This window comes from Enterobacter sp. CC120223-11 (assembly GCF_900215375.1).
Classification (GTDB): Bacteria; Pseudomonadota; Gammaproteobacteria; order Enterobacterales; family Enterobacteriaceae; genus Scandinavium.
Map to the genome: position 1 here is coordinate 220527 of NZ_OBEF01000005.1, position 20351 is coordinate 240877.

General features: G+C 56.4%; 19 protein-coding genes. 9 read left to right on the top strand and 10 right to left on the bottom strand.

Annotated features, from left to right (window positions below):
• Positions 1-48: 48 nt before the first annotated feature.
• The 9 genes from dgoD to dnaA form a co-directional block, all read right to left on the bottom strand.
• Positions 49-1197, bottom strand: coding sequence for a galactonate dehydratase (gene dgoD / locus CRO87_RS08310; RefSeq protein ID WP_097162458.1), 1149 nt, complete (start codon positions 1195-1197; stop codon positions 49-51).
• Complete coding sequence (locus tag CRO87_RS08315; RefSeq protein WP_097162459.1) at positions 1194-1811, bottom strand: 2-dehydro-3-deoxy-6-phosphogalactonate aldolase; 618 nt, start codon at positions 1809-1811, stop codon at positions 1194-1196. Before CRO87_RS08315 ends, dgoD begins: the two co-directional genes overlap by 4 nt.
• A complete protein-coding gene (locus tag CRO87_RS08320; RefSeq protein ID WP_097162460.1) occupies positions 1795-2673 on the bottom strand; it encodes a 2-dehydro-3-deoxygalactonokinase in 879 nt (292 codons plus the stop codon). The genes CRO87_RS08315 and CRO87_RS08320 overlap by 17 nt, the downstream gene beginning before the upstream one ends.
• Positions 2670-3359, bottom strand: a complete 690-nt coding sequence (gene dgoR, locus CRO87_RS08325) for a D-galactonate utilization transcriptional regulator DgoR (protein WP_097162461.1) — start codon at positions 3357-3359, stop codon at positions 2670-2672. Before dgoR ends, CRO87_RS08320 begins: the two co-directional genes overlap by 4 nt.
• Positions 3360-3608: 249 nt before the next feature.
• A complete protein-coding gene (gene yidA / locus CRO87_RS08330) occupies positions 3609-4421 on the bottom strand; it encodes a sugar-phosphatase (protein ID WP_097162462.1) in 813 nt (270 codons plus the stop codon).
• Positions 4422-4643: 222 nt separating this feature from the next.
• On the bottom strand, positions 4644-7058 hold the full coding sequence (gene gyrB / locus CRO87_RS08335) for a DNA topoisomerase (ATP-hydrolyzing) subunit B (RefSeq protein ID WP_097162463.1): 2415 nt from the start codon (positions 7056-7058) through the stop codon (positions 4644-4646).
• Positions 7059-7086: 28 nt separating this feature from the next.
• The gene (gene recF, locus CRO87_RS08340) at positions 7087-8160 is read right to left on the bottom strand and encodes a DNA replication/repair protein RecF (RefSeq protein ID WP_097162464.1); all 1074 of its coding nucleotides are present in this window, start codon (positions 8158-8160) and stop codon (positions 7087-7089) included.
• Positions 8160-9260, bottom strand: a complete 1101-nt coding sequence (gene dnaN, locus CRO87_RS08345; RefSeq protein WP_097162465.1) for a DNA polymerase III subunit beta — start codon at positions 9258-9260, stop codon at positions 8160-8162. Before dnaN ends, recF begins: the two co-directional genes overlap by 1 nt.
• Positions 9261-9264: 4 nt before the next feature.
• On the bottom strand, positions 9265-10662 hold the full coding sequence (gene dnaA / locus CRO87_RS08350) for a chromosomal replication initiator protein DnaA (RefSeq protein ID WP_097162466.1): 1398 nt from the start codon (positions 10660-10662) through the stop codon (positions 9265-9267).
• A 598-nt stretch (positions 10663-11260) separates the two neighbouring features.
• Here dnaA and rpmH point away from each other — a divergent pair.
• From rpmH to CRO87_RS08395, 9 genes are all read left to right on the top strand, one after another.
• Positions 11261-11401 (top strand): 50S ribosomal protein L34, encoded by a 141-nt coding sequence (gene rpmH, locus CRO87_RS08355; RefSeq protein WP_000831330.1) that lies wholly within the window; start codon positions 11261-11263, stop codon positions 11399-11401.
• A 16-nt stretch (positions 11402-11417) separates the two neighbouring features.
• The gene (gene rnpA, locus CRO87_RS08360; protein ID WP_035886831.1) at positions 11418-11777 is read left to right on the top strand and encodes a ribonuclease P protein component; all 360 of its coding nucleotides are present in this window, start codon (positions 11418-11420) and stop codon (positions 11775-11777) included.
• Positions 11741-11998, top strand: coding sequence for a membrane protein insertion efficiency factor YidD (gene yidD, locus CRO87_RS08365; RefSeq protein ID WP_097162467.1), 258 nt, complete (start codon positions 11741-11743; stop codon positions 11996-11998). Before rnpA ends, yidD begins: the two co-directional genes overlap by 37 nt.
• A gap of 2 nt (positions 11999-12000) precedes the next feature.
• Positions 12001-13650, top strand: a complete 1650-nt coding sequence (gene yidC / locus CRO87_RS08370; RefSeq protein ID WP_097162468.1) for a membrane protein insertase YidC — start codon at positions 12001-12003, stop codon at positions 13648-13650.
• Positions 13651-13725: 75 nt separating this feature from the next.
• Positions 13726-15090, top strand: coding sequence for a tRNA uridine-5-carboxymethylaminomethyl(34) synthesis GTPase MnmE (mnmE, locus tag CRO87_RS08375; protein WP_097162469.1), 1365 nt, complete (start codon positions 13726-13728; stop codon positions 15088-15090).
• A 141-nt stretch (positions 15091-15231) separates the two neighbouring features.
• Complete coding sequence (locus tag CRO87_RS08380; protein WP_097162470.1) at positions 15232-16416, top strand: MFS transporter; 1185 nt, start codon at positions 15232-15234, stop codon at positions 16414-16416.
• Positions 16385-17380, top strand: coding sequence for an HTH-type transcriptional regulator YidZ (yidZ, locus tag CRO87_RS08385; RefSeq protein ID WP_097162471.1), 996 nt, complete (start codon positions 16385-16387; stop codon positions 17378-17380). The genes CRO87_RS08380 and yidZ overlap by 32 nt, the downstream gene beginning before the upstream one ends.
• Before the next feature lie 146 nt (positions 17381-17526).
• On the top strand, positions 17527-18276 hold the full coding sequence (locus CRO87_RS08390; RefSeq protein WP_097162472.1) for a 4'-phosphopantetheinyl transferase superfamily protein: 750 nt from the start codon (positions 17527-17529) through the stop codon (positions 18274-18276).
• Positions 18277-18285: 9 nt separating this feature from the next.
• Positions 18286-18873 carry an NADPH-dependent FMN reductase gene (locus CRO87_RS08395; RefSeq protein ID WP_097162517.1) on the top strand — a complete coding sequence of 196 codons (588 nt, stop codon included), beginning with the start codon at positions 18286-18288 and terminating at the stop codon, positions 18871-18873.
• A gap of 82 nt (positions 18874-18955) precedes the next feature.
• On the opposite strand, the gene adeP is transcribed toward CRO87_RS08395, so the two are convergent.
• The gene (gene adeP, locus CRO87_RS08400) at positions 18956-20293 is read right to left on the bottom strand and encodes an adenine permease AdeP (RefSeq protein ID WP_097162473.1); all 1338 of its coding nucleotides are present in this window, start codon (positions 20291-20293) and stop codon (positions 18956-18958) included.
• Positions 20294-20351 lie beyond the last annotated feature (58 nt).

Sequence of the window (20351 nt, forward strand, 5' to 3'; positions counted from 1 at the left end):
AATATTTTGCCCGGTGGCGCGTGGCTTACCGAGCCTGCGACGTGGTGTTTACCATTCCGCGACGCTGCCATCCGGGTAACGCCAAAGCGGGTTACGCCAGTCCGGGGCCTGCTTGCTCATTTCGATGACTTTCGCTTCGTCAATCTCCACGCCCAGGCCCGGCTTCATCAGCGGTCTGAAATAGCCGCCGTCCATGCTGAAGTCTTCTTTATTGATAACAAAGTCGAGCAGCTCCGCACCTTTGTTGTAGTGAATGCCCATACTCTGCTCCTGCAACACGGCGTTGCGGGAAACAAAATCGATGTGCAGACAGGCCGCCAGCGCAATAGGGCCCAGCGGGCAGTGCGGTGCCAGCGACACATCATAGGCTTCGGCCATTGCCGCAATTTTGTGACATTCGGTGATGCCGCCTGCGTGAGAGAGATCGGGCTGCAAAATCGCCAGACCGCCTGCCTCTAACACGCGTTTGAACTCGAAGCGCGAGAACATGCGCTCGCCTGCGGCAATCGGAATATGGGTTTGCTCGGCAAGCTTCGGATAGTATTCCGCCTGCTCCGCCAGCACCGGCTCTTCGATAAACAGCGGGCGATAGGGCTCCAGCTCTTTGATCAGCACTTTCGCCATCGGCGCGCTGACGCGACCGTGGAAATCGAGGCCAAACTCAATCTCATTGCCGAACGCTTCGCGAATTTGCGCCACGGTATGCACCGCCGCGTCCACGCTGCGGGAGCTGTCGATAATGCCCATCTCTTCGCAGCCGTTCAGCTTGAAGGTGTCGAAGCCAATGCCGCGCAGGGTTTTGATGCCATCAATGACATCTGCCGGACGATCGCCGCCCACCCAGCTGTAGGCTTTAATTTTGTCGCGCACCAGGCCGCCCATCAGCTGCCACACCGGCGCGCCGAGCACTTTGCCTTTGATGTCCCACAATGCCTGGTCGATACCGGCGATGGCGCTCATCAGGATCGGGCCGCCGCGGTAGAAACCGCCGCGATACATCACCTGCCACAAGTCATTAATGCGCGCAGGGTCCTGACCAATCAGGTATTCACCCAACTCATGCACGGCGGCTTCCACCGTCCGCGCTTTGCCTTCGATAACGGGTTCGCCCCAGCCAATTACGCCTTCATCGGTTTCGATTTTCAGGAACATCCAGCGCGGCGGTAAGCGGTAGGTTGTCAGTTTGGTGATTTTCATTGGGTGGCCTCCTGCCAGGCTTTTACAAAGGCCGCAGCCTGCTGTGCGGAACGTTCAACGGTTTGCCCGGCGCGATAGAGATCGCTACCCAGCCCGGCGCCTGCGCAGCCTGCATCCAGCCACACGTTCAGGTTTTCTGGCGTCACGCCGCCAACGGCAAACACCGGCACCTCTTTCGGCAGCACGGCCTTCAGCGCTTTGATGTAGTCCGGGCCAAACGCCGAGGAAGGGAAAATTTTCAGCGTTTGCGCGCCCGCTTCCAGCGCAGTAAAGGCTTCAGTTGCCGTGGCACAGCCCGCGCAAACCGTCATGCCGTGCGCGACCGCGCGGCGAATCACGTCGGCGTTAGTGTTCGGCGTGACCACAAGCTTGCTGCCCATTGCAGCTAATGTGTCGACATCTTCTGGATTCAGTACCGTTCCGGCACCGATCAGCGCCTTATCACCAAATTCCGCCACCATCGCGGCGATACTGGTTTGCCACTCCGGCGAGTTGAGGGGAATTTCTACGGCGTCGAATCCTGCGTCAAGAATAGCGGCGACGTGGTCGCGCGCCTCTTCCGGCCTGATACCGCGCAAAATGGCGATCAGCGGAAGTTTAGTTTGCCACTGCATGGGCGATGCTCCTTATACCTGCCTGGAATGCCGCGTCGCCGGAAACGAACGTCGAACAGCGCCCCACGCGGCTTAGCGCCTGCTGGTAGCGGTCGGCGAGGGATTTTCCTGCGACGAGGGTTATCGCCTGTTCACCGGGGAAGCGTTCGCACATCGTTGCGACTTCCGCGCCGATAAGCAGGCCGGATAAAAATTCGCTCACCGCTTCGCGCGGAAGATTTCCGAGCACGTGAGAGGCGCGAATTTCAAAAAGCTGCGGCAGCAGGGCAGGTTCAGAGAGCCCTTTTTCCAGACCGGTGGCGAATGCCTCGGGCGACGTCTCCTGCTCAGGCAGGCCCGCGCCCACCAGCGAATGCTTCAGCAGAAGATGGTGCAGCTCGCCGGTCATCACGGTCCGGAAATCAAAAATTTGCTGGTTGTCCGCCAGCACCCATTTGCAGTGAGTGCCCGGCATGACGTACAGCGACGCTGGCGCTAACTGACGAGCGCCCAGAAGCTGGGTCTCTTCACCGCGCATAACGTTGTGGTTGTTGTCTCTCGACACGGAAAGGCCTGGAACTATCCATACTTTGTCGGCAACGGGCGTTAACTGCTGGCCAATTGCCGAAAAATGCACAGGAACGGGTAAATACGGGGCAATCTTCCAGCCGACGTTGCTGCCGACCATGCCCGCCATCAAAACCGGCGTTTCGGCATCACGCCAGCCGGTAGTGATTTCAGCTAACACCGCTTCGGGGGAACGCCCGTTGAGGCGGGTGACGCCTGCTTCAGATTGCCGGTTCTCCAGGCACTCATCGCCCTGATAAAGCCAGGCGCGCAGGTTGGTCGATCCCCAGTCGATTGCGATGTAGCGTGATGTCATGTGCTTTCCTTTAGCCTTCGTGTTGAGCTGGCGATCATGGTGAGCGCCGCCTGCTCTGCCGCATTGCTGTCCTGATGCCTGATGGCATCAAACAGCGCCTTGTGCTCCTGGAGGGTCTGGGGCATGTTGGCCTCATCGCCCATCCAGGTGCGTTCAAAAACTGCCCGCTGGAGCGAACTTATCGCCACGCTGAGCTGCTGTAATACCGGGTTGTGGACCGAAGCCAGCACCGCCTCGTGATAGCGAATATCGGCTTCGTTAAAGGCGTCGCGGTCCTGGTTGTTGGCGACCATGTCATTCAGCGCCGCTTCAATCTGTGCCAGGTCGCTGGAGGTGGCGCGTTCCGCCGCCCAGCGTGCGATGGCGGGCTCCACCAGGTTTCGCACTTCGCTCATTGCCACAATCAGCCGCGGGTCGTAATCACTCTCGAGCACCCACTCCAGAATGTCGGTGTCCAGGTAGTTCCACTCGTTACGCGGCGCGACAAACGCACCGCGATAACGCTTCATTTCAATCAGCCGCTTCGCCATCAGCGAGCGGAACACTTCACGAATGATATTGCGTGAAGTTTCAAACTCTTCGCAGAGATCGGCCTCTGCGGGCAGCGCCGCACCGGGGACGTATTTGCCGCTCACAATCTGGCGGCCCAGCGTCACGATGATGCGGTCAGTTTTGGTCAGGTTCATGGTGTGTCCTTTGTCTCGGATTAACCCGCCTACTTTACCGCGACTGCCGACATTACTCTCACTTTTGCAGTACAAACGTGACGCTATTCATCACTCCATGCGGCGTAATGTAGTACAACATGATAATGTTGTACTACAATTTAGATCACAAAAACGACAATGCGGATGAGAAAAGAGGGGAGAAAGGGATCGTGAGGCATAAAAAAACCCGCGCACTGAGCAACGGGCTTTTCAGAAAGAGTAAGGCAATCAGTTCAGAACAAACTTCTCAATAGCGTAAGCCACGCCATCTTCGAGGTTGGATTTAGTGACAAAGTTAGCGACCTCTTTCACCGAAGGAATGGCGTTCTCCATTGCCACACCCATTCCGGCGTATTCGATCATCGCGATGTCGTTTTCCTGATCGCCCAGGGTCATCACCTCTTCCGCTTTGATGCCCAGCGTATCGGCCAGGGATTTCACGCCGGTGCCTTTATTGACGCGTTTATCGAGGATTTCGAGGAAGTACGGCGCACTTTTCAGCACGGTATACTTCTCTTTCACTTCCGCAGGAATGCGGGCAATGGCTTTATCCAGAATGGCCGGTTCGTCGATCATCATCACTTTCAGCAGCTGAATATCGCGCGCCATATTTTCCGCTTCGCAGAACACCAGCGGAATGGTCGCGACATATGATTCATGCACGGTGTAGTAGCTGATGTCGCGGTTGGCGGTGTACAGCGTGTTGCGGTCGAGGGCGTGGAAGTGAGAGCCAACTTCGCGGGAAAGCTGTTCCAGATAGCGGTAATCATCATAACTCAGTGCCGTTTGCGCCACCGTACTGCCGTCACTGGCTTTCTGAACCAGTGCGCCATTGTAGGTGATGCAGTAATCTCCTTCCTGCTCCATATGCAGCTCTTTCAGGTAGCTGTGAACGCCTGCATAAGGACGACCGGTACAGAGCACCACCTTCACGCCGCGCTCGCGCGCCGCCGCAATAGCCTGTTTGACCGCTGGAGAGATGGTGTGATCGGGCAGCAGCAACGTTCCGTCCATGTCGATTGCAATGAGTTTGATAGCCATTAGGGTCCCCGGGATAAGTGAGTTATCACTCATGCTAACGCGATTTAGCTCAAAAAACAGCAAAAGAGTCGGGGGAAAAGGGGGATGGAAAGAAGTGGGGGGATTCCTCATTTGAAGAGGTGTTTCCCCTCTCACTAACCCTCTCCCGGAGAGAGAGGGAACTGTCCGTGCGGTTTTCTCCCTCTCCCTTTGGGAGAGGGACGGGGAGAGGGGCTTTACAGATTAGATATCGATGTTCGCCGCTTTCAGGGCGTTCTCTTCGATAAACGCACGACGTGGTTCAACGGCGTCACCCATCAGGGTGGTGAACAGCTGATCGGCGGCGATGGCGTCTTTTACCGTCACGCGCAGCATGCGGCGGCTATCCGGATCCATGGTGGTTTCCCACAGCTGTTCCGGGTTCATTTCGCCCAGGCCTTTATAACGCTGGATGGAGAGGCCACGACGGGACTCTTTCACCAGCCATTCCAGCGCCTGTTCGAAGCTTGCAACCGGCTGACGGCGTTCGCCACGTTCAATGAAGGCATCTTCTTCGATCAGACCACGCAGCTTCTCACCGAGGGTGCAGATGCGGCGGTATTCGCCACCGGTGACAAATTCCTGGTCCAGCGGATAGTCCGTATCCACGCCGTGAGTACGCACGCGAATGATTGGCTCGAACAGCTGCTGTTCCACATTCTCACGCACATCAAGCTGCCACATGCTGCCGTGCTGCTCGTTTTCGTTCAGCGTGGTGACCAGTGCATTCACCCAGCGGGTGACTTTCTGCTCGTCGCTCAGATCGGCTTCTGTCAGCGTCGGCTGGTAAATCAGCTCTTTCAGCAGCGAACGCGGGAAGCGACGCTCCATGCGGCCGATCATCTTCTGGGTGCCGTTAAATTCGGCCACCAGTTTTTCCAGCGGTTCGCCCGCCAGCGCCGGGGCACTGGCATTGGTGTGCAGGGTTGCACCATCAAGCGCGATAGCGATCTGGTACTGATCCATCGCTTCGTCGTCTTTAATGTACTGTTCCTGCTTGCCTTTTTTCACTTTGTACAGCGGCGGCTGTGCGATATACACGTGGCCACGCTCAACGATTTCCGGCATCTGACGGTAGAAGAAGGTCAGCAGCAGCGTACGGATGTGCGAGCCGTCGACGTCCGCATCGGTCATGATGATGATGCTGTGATAGCGCAGCTTGTCCGGGTTGTACTCATCGCGGCCGATGCCGCAGCCCAGCGCGGTGATAAGCGTCGCCACTTCCTGGGAGGAGAGCATTTTGTCGAAGCGCGCTTTCTCGACGTTGAGGATTTTACCCTTCAACGGCAGAATCGCCTGGTTCTTACGGTTACGGCCCTGCTTCGCAGAACCGCCCGCGGAGTCCCCTTCCACGAGGTACAGTTCGGACAGCGCCGGGTCGCGTTCCTGGCAGTCCGCCAGCTTGCCCGGCAGGCCTGCTAAGTCGAGAGCGCCTTTACGGCGGGTCATTTCACGCGCTTTACGCGCCGCTTCACGGGCACGTGCTGCGTCGATAATTTTGCCAACGACGATTTTCGCGTCGGATGGGTTTTCCAGCAGGTATTCGGCCAGCAGTTCGTTCATCTGCTGCTCAACCGCGGATTTCACCTCAGAGGAAACCAGTTTGTCTTTGGTCTGCGAGGAGAATTTCGGATCCGGCACCTTCACGGAAACCACGGCAATCAGGCCTTCACGGGCATCGTCACCGGTGGCGCTGACTTTGGCTTTTTTGCTGTAGCCTTCTTTGTCCATGTAGGCGTTCAGGGTACGGGTCATCGCCGCACGGAAGCCTGCCAGGTGCGTACCGCCATCACGCTGCGGAATGTTGTTGGTGAAGCAGTAGATATTTTCCTGGAAACCATCGTTCCACTGCAGCGCCACTTCCACGCCGATACCGTCTTTTTCGGTGGAGAAGTAGAAGACATTCGGGTGAATTGGGGTTTTGTTCTTGTTCAGATAGTCCACGAACGCCTTGATGCCGCCTTCGTAGTGGAAATGATCTTCTCTGCCGTCACGCTTATCTTTCAGACGAATAGAAACGCCAGAGTTCAGGAAGGAGAGTTCACGCAGGCGCTTCGCCAGAATTTCATATTCGAATTCAGTGACGTTGGTGAAGGTTTCATGGCTCGGCCAGAAACGCACCATGGTTCCGGTTTTATCAGAATCGCCAATAACCGCCAGCGGGGCTTCCGGCACACCATGGACATAAACCTGGCGATGGATTTTACCCACATTGTGGATAACCAGCTCCAGCTTCTGCGACAGGGCGTTTACTACCGAAACACCCACGCCGTGCAGGCCGCCGGACACTTTATAGGAGTTATCATCGAATTTACCGCCTGCGTGCAGGACGGTCATGATCACTTCCGCCGCAGAAACACCCTCTTCCGGGTGAATGCCGGTTGGAATACCACGGCCATCATCGGATACGGAAACGGAGTTATCGGCATGGATGGTGACCACGATGTCTTTACAGTGACCCGCGAGCGCTTCGTCGATAGCGTTATCCACAACCTCGAATACCATGTGGTGCAGACCGGTGCCGTCATCCGTGTCGCCGATATACATACCCGGGCGCTTACGCACCGCATCCAGCCCTTTCAGGACTTTGATACTGGAGGAGTCATAAGAATTCGACATCAACGTTTCTCGCTCATTTAAACTTGGGTTAATCCGTTATTTTACCTTTTTCCACGCTGAACATCTTCGAATTTTTGTCCGACATGTCCATAACGTGTTCAGCGCTGATGGCGCTGACGAAAACCTGAGATTCCGTGGCTTTGAGCCTGCTTGCTAACAGGCCCCGACGCTCGTCATCCAGCTCGGAGGCAAAATCATCGATGAGGTACAGGCAGCGCCGCCCGCTTTCGCGAGTCAGAAACTCGCCCTGCGCCAGGCGTAAGGCGCACATCAGCAGCTTGAGCTGCCCGCGCGATAAGGTGTCTTCCACCGGCGCACCGTCGGCACGAATGCGGAAATCCGCTTTGTGCGGGCCGTGGGCGGTGTAGGTCAGCATTCTGTCACGCTCGAAGTTACGTTCGAGCACCTCAGAATAGTCAGTCTCTTTTTCCCAGCCGCGCTGGAAGGAGAAGCTGAGGCTGAACTCAGGCAAAAACTGTTTACAGGTATCCGCCATGTCTTCGGCGATCCCCGCGCTGTATTCCGCGCGCCACTGGCTGATTTGCTCGGCCAGCGGGATCAGCTCCATATCCCACGGACGCAGCTGCGCATAGCGTGTGACCTGACGCAGTGCCGCGTTGCGCTGCTTCAGCAAACGCTTGAGGTTGCTCCAGGCGGTAAAGAAACCGGCTTCGTTATGGAAGCATCCCCAGTCGAGGAAGGCTCTTCTGTATTTGGGGCCGCCGTTGAGTAAAGTAAACCCCTCCGGCGTGATGAGCTGCATCGGCATCAGCAGCGCCAGCTCCGCGACTTTGTGGCCGTCGGTGCCGTCGATGCGGACTTTGCTGTCGCCCTGCTTATCTTTGGTAAGGCCAATCGAGATTTCGCGTTCCTGGCCCTGTAATCGGCCATGCAGCACGAAAGATTCCTGCTCGTGGCGAATCACGCGGCCAATCTGCAAACTGCGAAACGCCCGGCCGTGACCGAGCGTATAGATGGCTTCCAGCACGCTGGTTTTGCCGCTGCCGTTGGCGCCTACCAGGAAATTAAAGCCGGGGGAAAGGGCAAGATCCGCGCTTTCGATGTTACGAAAGTCGCGGATCAACAAGCGGGTGAGCGCCATTACAGTCTCATTGGCATAACGACGTAGGCCGCGCTCTGGCTGGCTGCATCTTCAATCTGCACGCTGGAAACTGAGTCGGTCAGCAGAATACGGACGTTTTCGCATTTCAGTGCGTTGAGTACGTCCAGCACGTAGCTGACGTTGAAACCGATTTCCATTTCGGTGCCGGCGTAGGTGACGTCCAGAATCTCTTCTGCTTCTTCCTGCTCCGGGTTATTGGCGGTGATTTTCAGCTGATTCTCGCTGACGTACAAACGCACGCCGCGGAACTTCTCGTTGGAGAGGATTGCCGCGCGGGCAAACGCCTGCTTGAGAATGTCGCAGCCGGCATCCAGGTGCTTGTCCGGGTTTTTCGGCAGCACGCGACGGTAGTCCGGGAAGCGACCATCCACAAGCTTAGAGGTGAAGATGAAATCGCCGACGTGAGCGCGAATGTTGTTGCTGCCAATCTGCACGCGCATTGGGTTTTCACCGCCGTCGAGCATACGCATCAGCTCAATTACGCCTTTACGAGGGACGATCACCGAATGGTTCGGCAGCGTTTCGCCAACCGGCATCGAGCAGACCGCCAGACGGTGGCCGTCGGTCGCTACGGTGCGCAGTTCTTCGCCTTCGGTTTCGAACAGCATGCCGTTTAAGTAGTAGCGAACGTCCTGATGCGCCATGGAGAACTGAGTGGCTTCAATCAGGCGCTTCATCGTTGCCTGGGCGACGGTGAATTCTACTTCGCTCTGCCAGTCGTCCAGGTTCGGGAAGTCGGCTGCGGGCAGCGTGGAAAGGGAGAAACGGCTGCGGCCAGAGCGCACCAGCATGCGGTCGCCCTCCAGCTGCACGGCGATTTCAGCGCCTTCCGGCAGGCCACGGCAAATATCAAAGAACTTGCGCGCCGGGACGGTGGTGGCACCCGCTTCGTGCGGCTGAGCAAGCGCGACGCGTGCGACCATTTCCATTTCAAGGTCGGTCCCGGTCAGCGACAGGGAGCCGTCTGCGACCTGCAGCAGCAGATTGCCCAGAATAGGCAACGTTGGGCGGCCACCTAACGGACCACTTACCTGCTGCAGCGGTTTTAATAAATGTTCACGTTCAACGGTAAATTTCATAGCGTCACGAAGATAATGTTCTGATTAAATTGGAGAAATCTTCTTTGATATCATGGCTTTCTTCACGCAACTGCTCGATCTTGCGGCACGCATGCAGCACGGTCGTGTGGTCGCGGCCACCAAACGCATCGCCAATTTCCGGCAGGCTGTGGTTGGTGAGCTCTTTGGCCAGCGCCATCGCCATCTGGCGCGGACGCGCCACGGAGCGGGAACGACGCTTGGAGAGCAGATCGGCCACTTTGATCTTGTAGTATTCCGCCACCGTCTTCTGAATATTGTCGATGGTGACCAGTTTTTCCTGCAGCGCCAGCAAATCACGCAGCGCTTCACGCACGAAATCGATAGTAATGGCGCGCCCGGTAAAATTGGCGTTGGCGATGACGCGGTTGAGCGCGCCCTCAAGCTCACGCACGTTTGAACGCAGACGCTTGGCAATAAAGAAGGCCACTTCGCCCGGCAGACGAATGTCGTTTTCGTCAGCCTTTTTCATCAGGATCGCGACGCGGGTTTCCAGCTCCGGCGGCTCGATCGCCACGGTCAGGCCCCAGCCAAAGCGGGATTTCAGACGATCTTCCACGCCGTTGATCTCTTTTGGATAGCGATCCGAGGTCAGAATGATCTGCTGATTACCTTCCAGCAGGGCATTGAAGGTGTGGAAGAACTCTTCCTGCGAGCGCTCTTTATTGGCAAAGAACTGAATGTCATCGATAAGCAGGGCGTCAACGGAACGGTAGTAGCGTTTGAACTCTTCAATGGCGTTGTTTTGCAGGGCTTTTACCATGTCCTGCACGAAGCGCTCGGAGTGCATATACACCACTTTGGCATTCGGTTTACGCGCAATGATGCCGTTGCCGACAGCGTGCAACAGGTGCGTTTTACCGAGACCCGTGCCGCCATAAAGGAATAAAGGGTTGTACGCGCCGCCTGGGTTATCCGCCACCTGGCGGGCCGCAGCACGCGCCAGCTGGTTCGATTTACCTTCCACGAAGTTATCGAACGTGTGCTTGACGTTAACGTTAGAGCGATAAGAGGGTTCAGCAGGCGCAGGGACATTATCCCAGCCCTGACGCGCGGCAGGCACGGCCATGCGCGGAGCATGAACCTGAGCCGTCGCCTGAACGGCAACCTGCGCGGTCTCTTTTACGGTCTGAGTGACGGGACGGGCACCGACTTCAAAACGCAGCTGTGGCGCATCGGTACCGCAGAAATCATTCAACAATCCATTGATGTTATTGAGGTATTTATCCCTTACCCAATCAAGCACGAAACGGTTTGGCGCATACAAAGCCAGCGTGTTGTCGCTCAGTTCCGCCTGCAATGGGCGGATCCACATGCTGAATTCTGTGGCTGGTAACTCATCCTGCAATCGGGCAAGACACTGCTGCCAAAGCGAAAGTGACACGGCGGACTCCACTCGAACTATAAAAGGGTGAAACTGAATTAATGATTGTTGGCACACGTCGGACAGCCCACAGGTGGTGGGGGTGACGTGCGAACCGCTATCAGCGGTTGTTACTCCGTTCAGGATCTGGATCGCGATCGGAACCGCGGATCATAGCCTAAACTGAGCCAGAGATCTTCTGTTTCTCACAGATTCTTCCCGATTTATCCACAGGGAAGATGGGACCGGCTAAGTGTAAACGATCCTGGCAGGAGTGAGGGGCGATTTCGCCCGCATATTGGAAAATTTAATGAGTCACGACAATTTTTTGCTTAAACGATCTAATAAAGATCCCGGGGGATCCTTGCGCTTTAACAGGCAGGCTTTATAATCCCCCACCCGGTGCGTGCTACAAGCTAACAGGTACCGGCACCGGTCATTTTCCACGCGAAATCGTGCGGAAATACGCGGGAAATAAGGTAAAGAGAATTGACTCCGGAGTGTACAATTATTACAATCCGGCCTCTTTAATCACCCACACTGAAGCGGAAGTCGTTCGAATCTCGTTCGGGTACACGCAAAAGTCAGTGAATTTATTCAAGTTTAGGTAGAAATCGCCATGAAACGCACTTTTCAACCGTCTGTACTGAAGCGCAACCGTTCTCACGGCTTCCGTGCTCGTATGGCTACTAAAAATGGTCGTCAGGTTCTGGCACGTCGTCGTGCTAAAGGCCGCGCTCGTCTGACCGTTTCCAAGTAATAAAGCTAACCCCTGAGTGGTTAAGCTAGCTTTTCCCAGGGAGTTACGTTTGTTAACTCCCACTCATTTCACTTTCGTCTTCCAGCAGCCGCAACGGGCTGGCACGCCGCAAATCACCATCCTCGGCCGCCTGAATTCGCTGGGGCATCCCCGCATCGGTCTTACTGTCGCCAAGAAAAACGTTAAACGCGCCCATGAACGCAATCGGATTAAACGTCTGACGCGTGAGAGCTTCCGTTTACGTCAGCATGAACTTCCTGCTATGGATTTCGTGGTGGTGGCTAAGAAAGGGGTCGCAGACCTCGATAACCGTGCACTCTCGGAAGCGTTGGAAAAATTATGGCGCCGTCACTGTCGCCTGGCTCACGGGTCCTGATAGCCCTCATCCGGGTCTATCAACGCCTGATTAGTCCGCTACTCGGGCCACACTGCCGTTTTACTCCCACCTGTTCACAATACGGAATTGAGGCATTGCGCAGGTTTGGAGTGATAAAAGGCAGTTGGTTGACGGTGAAACGCGTATTAAAATGCCACCCTTTACACCCGGGTGGTGACGATCCCGTCCCACCAGGACATTCTAATACCAGAGAACACTAACGATGGATTCGCAACGCAATCTTCTTATCATCGCTTTGTTGTTCGTGTCTTTCATGATCTGGCAGGCTTGGGAGCAGGATAAAAATCCTCAGCCTCAGCAACAGATTACGCAGACTACGACCACCGCCGCGGGCAGCGCAGCCGACCAGGGCGTTCCGTCCAGCGGACAGGGAAAACTGATTACGGTGAAAACCGACGTGCTGGAACTCGTCATCAACACCCGTGGGGGTGATGTTGAGCAGGCACTGCTGTTAACTTATCCAAAAACGCAGAACTCTGCGGAGCCGTTTAAGTTACTCGATACCTCATCGCAGTTTATCTACCAGGCACAAAGCGGCCTGACCGGTCGTGACGGCCCGGATAACCCGGCCAACGGCGCACGTCCGCTCTACAACATTGATAAAGATGCGTTTGTGCTGGCTGACGGGCAGAACGAACTGACCGTTCCGCTGACTTACACCGACAAAGCGGGCAACACCTTCACCAAAACCTTCACCCTGAAACGCGGTGGCTATGCGGTGAATGTGGGCTACGACGTGAAGAACGCCGGTGAGAAACCGCTGGAAGTCTCCACCTTCGGTCAGCTGAAGCAGTCCATCAATCTGCCGAAAGAGCTCGACACCCAGAGCGGTGGCGGCCTGTCTACCATGCATACCTTCCGCGGCGCGGCTTACTCCACGCCTGACGAGAAGTATGAGAAATACAAGTTCGACAAAATCGCCGACAACGAAAACCTGAACATCAGTTCTAAAGGTGGTTGGGTGGCGATGCTGCAGCAGTACTTTGCGACCGCATGGGTACCGAGCAACGACGGTTCGAACAACTTCTACACCGCTAACCTCGGTAACGGCATCGCAGCAATCGGCTATAAATCTCAGCCGATCCTGGTTCAGCCTGGTCAGTCAGGTAAACTGGCAAGCACCCTGTGGGTTGGCCCGGAAATTCAGGACAAAATGGCCGCTGTTGCGCCACACCTGGATCTGACCGTGGACTACGGCTGGCTGTGGTTCATCTCTCAGCCGCTGTTCAAACTGCTGAAGTTTATCCACAGCTTCCTCGGAAACTGGGGCTTCTCAATCATCGTTATCACCTTCATCGTACGTGGCATCATGTACCCGCTGACCAAAGCGCAGTACACCTCCATGGCGAAGATGCGTATGCTGCAGCCGAAAATTCAGGCGATGCGTGAGCGTCTGGGCGATGACAAGCAGCGTCAGAGCCAGGAAATGATGGCCCTGTACAAAGCTGAGAAAGTGAACCCGCTGGGCGGCTGTTTCCCACTGCTGATTCAGATGCCAATCTTCCTGGCGCTGTACTACATGCTGATGGGCTCCGTTGAACTGCGTCATGCGCCGTTTGCCCTGTGGATCCATGACCTTTCCGCACAGGACCCGTACTACATCCTGCCGATCCTGATGGGCGTGACGATGTTCTTCATTCAGAAGATGTCGCCAACCACCGTGACCGACCCGATGCAGCAGAAGATCATGACCTTCATGCCGGTCATCTTCACCGTGTTCTTCCTGTGGTTCCCGTCAGGTCTGGTGCTGTACTATATCGTCAGCAACCTGGTGACGATTATCCAGCAGCAGCTGATTTACCGTGGTCTGGAAAAGCGTGGGCTGCATAGCCGCGACGCGAAAAAGTCCTGATTCGGTAAACATTCGCTAAAATGGAAGGCGGTCATCTGACCGCCTTTTTTTATTCGGTATTGAAAGAGATAAGCCATGAGCCATAACGACACCATTGTTGCCCAGGCCACACCGCCAGGACGCGGCGGCGTGGGCATTCTGCGTATTTCCGGCCTGAAAGCACGTGACGTTGCGCAGGCGGTACTGGGCAAACTGCCCAAGCCGCGCTATGCCGATTACCTGCCGTTTCGCGACACCGAAGGCAATACGCTGGATCAGGGCATCGCGTTATGGTTCCCGGGGCCAAACTCTTTTACCGGCGAAGACGTGCTGGAGCTTCAGGGCCACGGCGGCCCGGTCATTCTCGATCTGCTGCTCAAGCGTATTCTCACGCTCCCGGGGCTGCGTATCGCCAGCCCTGGCGAATTCTCCGAGCGTGCATTTCTCAACGACAAACTCGATTTGGCTCAGGCCGAAGCGATTGCCGATCTGATCGACGCCAGTTCAGAACAGGCGGCACGTTCCGCAATGAACTCATTGCAGGGCGCTTTCTCCGCTCGAGTAAACCACCTTGTGGAAGCACTCACTCACCTGCGCATCTACGTGGAAGCGGCGATCGACTTCCCTGACGAAGAGATTGATTTCCTCTCCGACGGCAAAATTGAAGCCCAGTTGAACACCGTTATCGGCGATCTGGACGCGGTGCGGGCCGAAGCGCGCCAGGGTAGTCTGCTGCGTGAAGGCATGAAGGTGGTGATCGCCGGGCGGCCGAACGCAGGAAAATCGAGCCTGCTGAACGCGCTGGCGGGCCGTGAAGCCGCCATCGTCACCGACATTGCCGGTACAACGCGCGACGTATTGCGCGAGCACATCCATATCGACGGCATGCCGCTGCACATCATCGACACAGCCGGACTGCGCGATGCCAGCGATGAAGTGGAACGCATTGGTATCGAGCGTGCCTGGCAGGAAATTGAGCAGGCCGACCGCGTGCTGTTTATGGTCGACAGCACCACCACCAGCGCCGTGGACCCGGCAGAGATTTGGCCTGATTTTATCGCCCGTTTGCCTGCCAACCTGCCGATCACCGTGGTGCGTAACAAAGCCGATATCACCGGAGAAGACGCAGGTCTGAGCGAGGTGAATGGTCACTCACTGATTCGCCTCTCCGCCCGTCAAGGTGAGGGCGTGGACATTCTGCGCAACCATCTCAAACAGAGCATGGGCTTCGACACCAATATGGAAGGCGGCTTCCTTGCCCGCCGCCGCCATTTACAGGCGCTGGAAACCGCGGCAGAACATCTGCAACAGGGTAAAGCGCAGCTGTTAGGTGCGTGGGCCGGAGAACTGCTGGCGGAAGAATTGCGTCTGGCACAGCAAAACCTGAGCGAAATCACCGGGGAATTTACCTCCGACGATCTGCTGGGACGCATCTTCTCGAGCTTCTGTATCGGGAAGTAAGATCTACAGGCCCGGTGGCATGACGTTGACCGGGCCTACAGCCATCCATTTTTCCGTAATGGAAAACACCGTTGTCCAAACGGCAACTCGTATCCCTGCCTAAACCCCCGTATCCTCGCCGAACTTTTCTGTGAGGTGACTATGGCCCGTTTCCTGTTGTGCAGCTTCGCTCTTATCCTGCTTTATCCCTCCGGGATCGATATGTACCTCGTTGGCCTGCCGCGTATTGCCGTGGATCTGTCGGCCAGCGAAGCGCAGCTACATATAGCGTTCTCCGTCTACCTGGCCGGGATGGCCACCTCAATGCTGATTGCAGGACGCATCGCCGACAAAGCCGGGCGTCAGCCGGTCGCTATCTGCGGCGCGATTGTGTTTGCGCTGGCCTCTGTGCTCTGTGCCAGCGCCATCAATAGTACGATGTTTCTGGTCGGGCGCTTTATTCAGGGCATCGGCGCGGGCGGCTGCTACGTCGTTGCGTTCGCCGTTTTGCGCGACACCCTGGATGACCGCCGTCGTGCGAAGGTGCTGTCGCTGCTAAACGGTATCACCTGCATCATTCCAGTGCTGGCACCGGTGCTCGGAAACCTGATCATGCTGAAATTCCCGTGGCAGATGCTGTTCTGGGTGATGGCAACAATGGGTGTCATCGTATGTCTGCTCTCCACGCTGGTGCTGAAAGAGACGCATCCTGGTGCCTGCGCCACGCCTGATGCCGCACCCGCTTCAACGGCAGAATCGCTCTCCAGCGGCTTCTTTATCAGTCGGGTCGCGATCACCACGCTAAGCGTTACCGCCATTCTGACCTACGTGAATATTTCCCCGGTGCTGCTGATGGATGTCCTGCACTTCGACCGCGGAGAATACTCCACCATCATGGCGCTGACGGCGCTGGTGAGCATGGTCGTGGCTTTCTCCACGCCGTTTGCCCTGACGAAGTTCAGCCAGCGTACGCTGATGCTGGTGGCGCAGGGGCTGTTTCTCGTAGCGGCGGTCGTTCTGGTTTCAGCCACAACCACAAACGTCACGCTGATGGGCCTGACACTGATTTGCGCAGGCTTTTCACTGGGCTTTGGCGTAACGATGAGCCAGGCTTTAGGACCATTCAGCCAGCGGGCGGGGGTAGCGAGTTCGGTTCTGGGTATTGCTCAGGTATGCGGTTCATCGCTGTACATCTGGCTTGCCGCCATTTCCGGCGTCGGCGCACTGAATATGCTGATCGGGATTCTGATTAGCTGTAGCATGGTCTGTATTCTGTTGATTACCTTTGTGTCTGCGCAGGCAGGCACGCCGGACCATGAAAAAATCCCTGACCAGTCTCGATCTTAACCTCCTCTTTTGCCTGCAGCTTCTGCTGCAGGAGCGCAGCGTCAGCAAGACGGCAAAACGGATGAACGTGACGCCGTCCGCCGTCAGCAAGTCGCTGGCAAAGCTGCGGGACTGGTTTAACGACCCGCTGTTTGTGAAAACCCCGACGGGGCTGCATCCCACGCCTTTGGCCGTCAGCATGGAGCAGGACCTGGCCGACTGGATGCAGATGAGCCACCAGCTGCTGGATAAGCCACACTACGACACGCCTCGCGGGCTCACCTTTGAACTGGCCGCGGAATCACCGCTGATGCTTATTGCTTTCAATGCGCTGACGCAGCAGATCCACGAGCGTTATGCCCAGGCAACGGTTCGCCTGCGCAACTGGGATTACGATTCGCTGGATGCCATCGTGCGCGGCGAGGTGGATCTGGGCTTTACCGGCCGGGAAAGCCACCCGCGCTCGCGCGAATCACTGAGCCTGCTGCCGTGGTTCATCGACTTCGAAGTGCTGTTTACCGACCTGCCACGCGTTTACCTGCGTGAGGATCATCCGGCGCTTCAGGAAGAGTGGAATCTGGAGACTTTCCTGCGCTATCCGCACATCAGTATTTGCTGGGAGCAAAGCGACACCTGGGCGCTGGACGAAGTGCTGAACGAGTCGGGTTTTCGGCGTCAGATGGCCATGAGTCTGCCAGGCTTTGAAGCATCGATGTTTATGGCCGCCCAACCCGGTCATACACTGCTCGCCACCGCGCCTTTTTACTGCCAGTACTATAATCAACAGCACGGCCTGAAGCTGGTGACGCGCCCCATTCCTCTGGATGAGACGCAGCTGCAAAAGCTGGCGGTGCCGTTCACGTTAATGTGGCACAAACGCAACGGCCACAATCCGAAGATTATCTGGCTGAAGTCGATGTTTAGGCAGCTGTATGGTGAAGCGTTTCAGTCTGGTCTGCTCAGCGGTGATTCCCGCGATCTGTGAACCCACAGACTATTGCGGCTAAGGAAATGTAAATATGCTGGCTGGGAACTTTCCCACTCTGTTATTCAACATTAAAACCTCATCAACCTGGGTAATAATGAGGGTATCTCACCGGCCTCACTGACCATTAATCACGGAGCGACATAATGGCAACGCATTTTGCAAGAGGGATCCTCAACGACGGGCATCTGCACTCAGTGCGGCTTTCTTCGACCTGTCACAACGAGGCGCGACAGCTGCCTCAACATCGTCGGGCGCGCTTTCTCGCCTCCCGAAGCTTACTCGCCGAACTGCTATTTATGCTCTATGGCATAAGCGAACTGCCGGAGATAATTCATCGCCCTGACGGCAAACCCGTTTTTCGCGACAGCAGCCACCCCCGTTTTTCGATAGCCTATGCCGGAAATATTGTCGGTGTGGCGCTGACCACCGAAGGCGAATGCGGTCTGGATATGGAGCTCCAGCGCGCTACTCGCAATTTTCACCGTCCTGACGCCGCGAACACTTATCCCTTCAGCAATAATGAAACACTGTGGATCGAAAACCAGAGCGATCCCAACGAAGCCCGCACTCAGCTGCAGGCTTTACGTCAGAGTGTGCTGAAACTTACAGGCGAAACGCAGGCCAATTCGCAGCAACAGCTTCAGCTGCTGCCGGGCTCCGGTCGCCTGAGAGCGGCACGGGTGCTAAAGATTGAAGCAATCTGCGATGCGGAGGATGTGCTGGTCTGGTCCGTGGCGGCAACGCCCGCTATCGAGAGGCTCAAGGCCTGGGAGTTCGACAGCAAAACGGGCTGGCGAAGCCTGCCGGACATGCAAATCCGCGCCAAAGAGCCCGCCGCGCGACTGATGCGCTTCACCAGCCTGCCTGCGGAAAAAGCCCTGATACTGAACTGACCCATCATGATGAAAACCAAAGGAGTAATCATGTCTGAAGCGTTAAAAGTTGTTACGTTACTGGGAAGCCTGCGCAAAGGTTCATTTAACGGTATGGTCGCGCGTACTCTGCCAAAAATCGCCCCGGCGGGCATGGAGATAAGCGCGCTGCCGTCGATTGGCGATATTCCGCTATACGATGCCGATATTCAGCAGGAAGAAGGGTTCCCGCAAAGCGTCGAAGCGCTGGCGAAGCAGATACGAGAAGCCGACGGCGTCGTGATCGTCACGCCAGAGTACAACTACTCAGTGCCGGGCGGTCTTAAAAACGCTATCGACTGGCTGTCACGCCTGCCTGAGCAACCGCTGGCCGGGAAGCCGGTACTGATTCAGACCAGTTCGATGGGAGCCATTGGCGGCGCACGCTGCCAGTACCATCTGCGTCAGATCCTGGTGTTCCTGGATGCAATGGTGATGAACAAGCCAGAGTTTATGGGCGGGGTGATTCAGAACAAGGTCGACCCGCAAACGGGTGAAGTGGTGGATCAGAGCACGCTCGATCATCTGACCGGTCAGCTGACCGCGTTTGGTGAGTATATTCAGCGCGTTAAAGCGTAAAAAAGCTGTGTAGCTGATACCTTCTCCCACAGGGAGAGGGTGCAAACAAGAAAAGCCTTCCTGATGGAAGGCTTTCTTTTATTTAGTGTGCATCAATAAACACAATCTTCAGCACGAACAGCAGCGCAACCACAATCACGCATGGGCTGAGGTCGCGGAAACGACCGGTGCCGATTTTCATCACGCAGTAAGAGATAAAGCCCAGCGCGATACCTTCGGTAATCGAGAAGCTGAACGGCATCATCACCGCGGTAATAAACGCCGGAACGGCTTCGGTCAGATCGTCCCACTTCACGCGCGCCAGGCTTGAGGTCATCAACACGCCCACATAAATCAGTGCACCTGCGGCGGCATACGGCGGCACCATGCCAGCCAACGGCGACAGGAAAATCACCAGCAGGAACAGCAGGCCAACCACGACAGCCGTCAGGCCGGTACGACCGCCAACGGAAACGCCGGAAGAGGATTCGATGTATGCGGTGACGGAAGAGGTTCCGATAAAGGAACCGGCCACGGAAGAGATACTGTCCACGTACAGCGCCTGCTTCATGCGCGGGAACTTGCCTTTGTCGTCGGTCAGGCCCGCTTTGTCGGTCACGCCGATCAGGGTGCCGGAGGAGTCAAACAGGTTAACCAGCATGAACGAGAAGATAACGCCCGCGAGGCCGAGGTTAAATGAACCGGCCAGGTCAACATGACCGATCACCGAAGTCACATCCGGCGGAGCGGAAACGATACCTGCATAATGCACATCGCCCAGCATCCAGCCCAGCAGGGTGGTCACAACGATAGAAACCAGCACCGCGGCGTGAATGTTACGGGAAGCCAGAATAGCGATGATGAAGAAGCCTAACACGCCCAGCAGCACGCTGTGGGACGTCAGGTTACCGATGCTGACCAGCGTCTCTTTGTTCGCCACGATCACGCCCGCGTTCTTCAGGCCCATCATGCCGATAAACAGGCCGATACCGCTGGTGATGCCCACGCGCAGGCTCATTGGGATATTGGCAATCATCCAGTAGCGCACGCGGAAAATGGTCAGCAGCAGCAGGCCAACCGCACCCCAGAAGATAGCGCCCATACCCACCTGCCACGGCAGGCCCATCGCCTGGACCACCACAAAGGCGAAGAAGGCGTTCAGACCCATTGCCGGAGCCAGCGCAACCGGCAGGTTCGCAAACAGGCCCATCATGATGCTACCGAAGGCAGCAATCAGACAGGTGGTGACGAAGACGGCGCTGGTGTCCATGCCAGCCACGCCCAGAATTTGCGGGTTTACAAAAACGATATAAACCATCGTCAGGAAGGTGGTAAATCCGGCAATCACTTCCGTGCGTGCCGTCGTTCCGTGCTCGCGCAGTTTAAACACGCGCTGAAGCAGACCCTGACCTGACGTCTGGGTGTTATCTTGTTGGCTCATCTTCTTGCTTCCGAACATAAAGGAGGGAAAATTCGTCGCTATCCTATACCAAAATGCG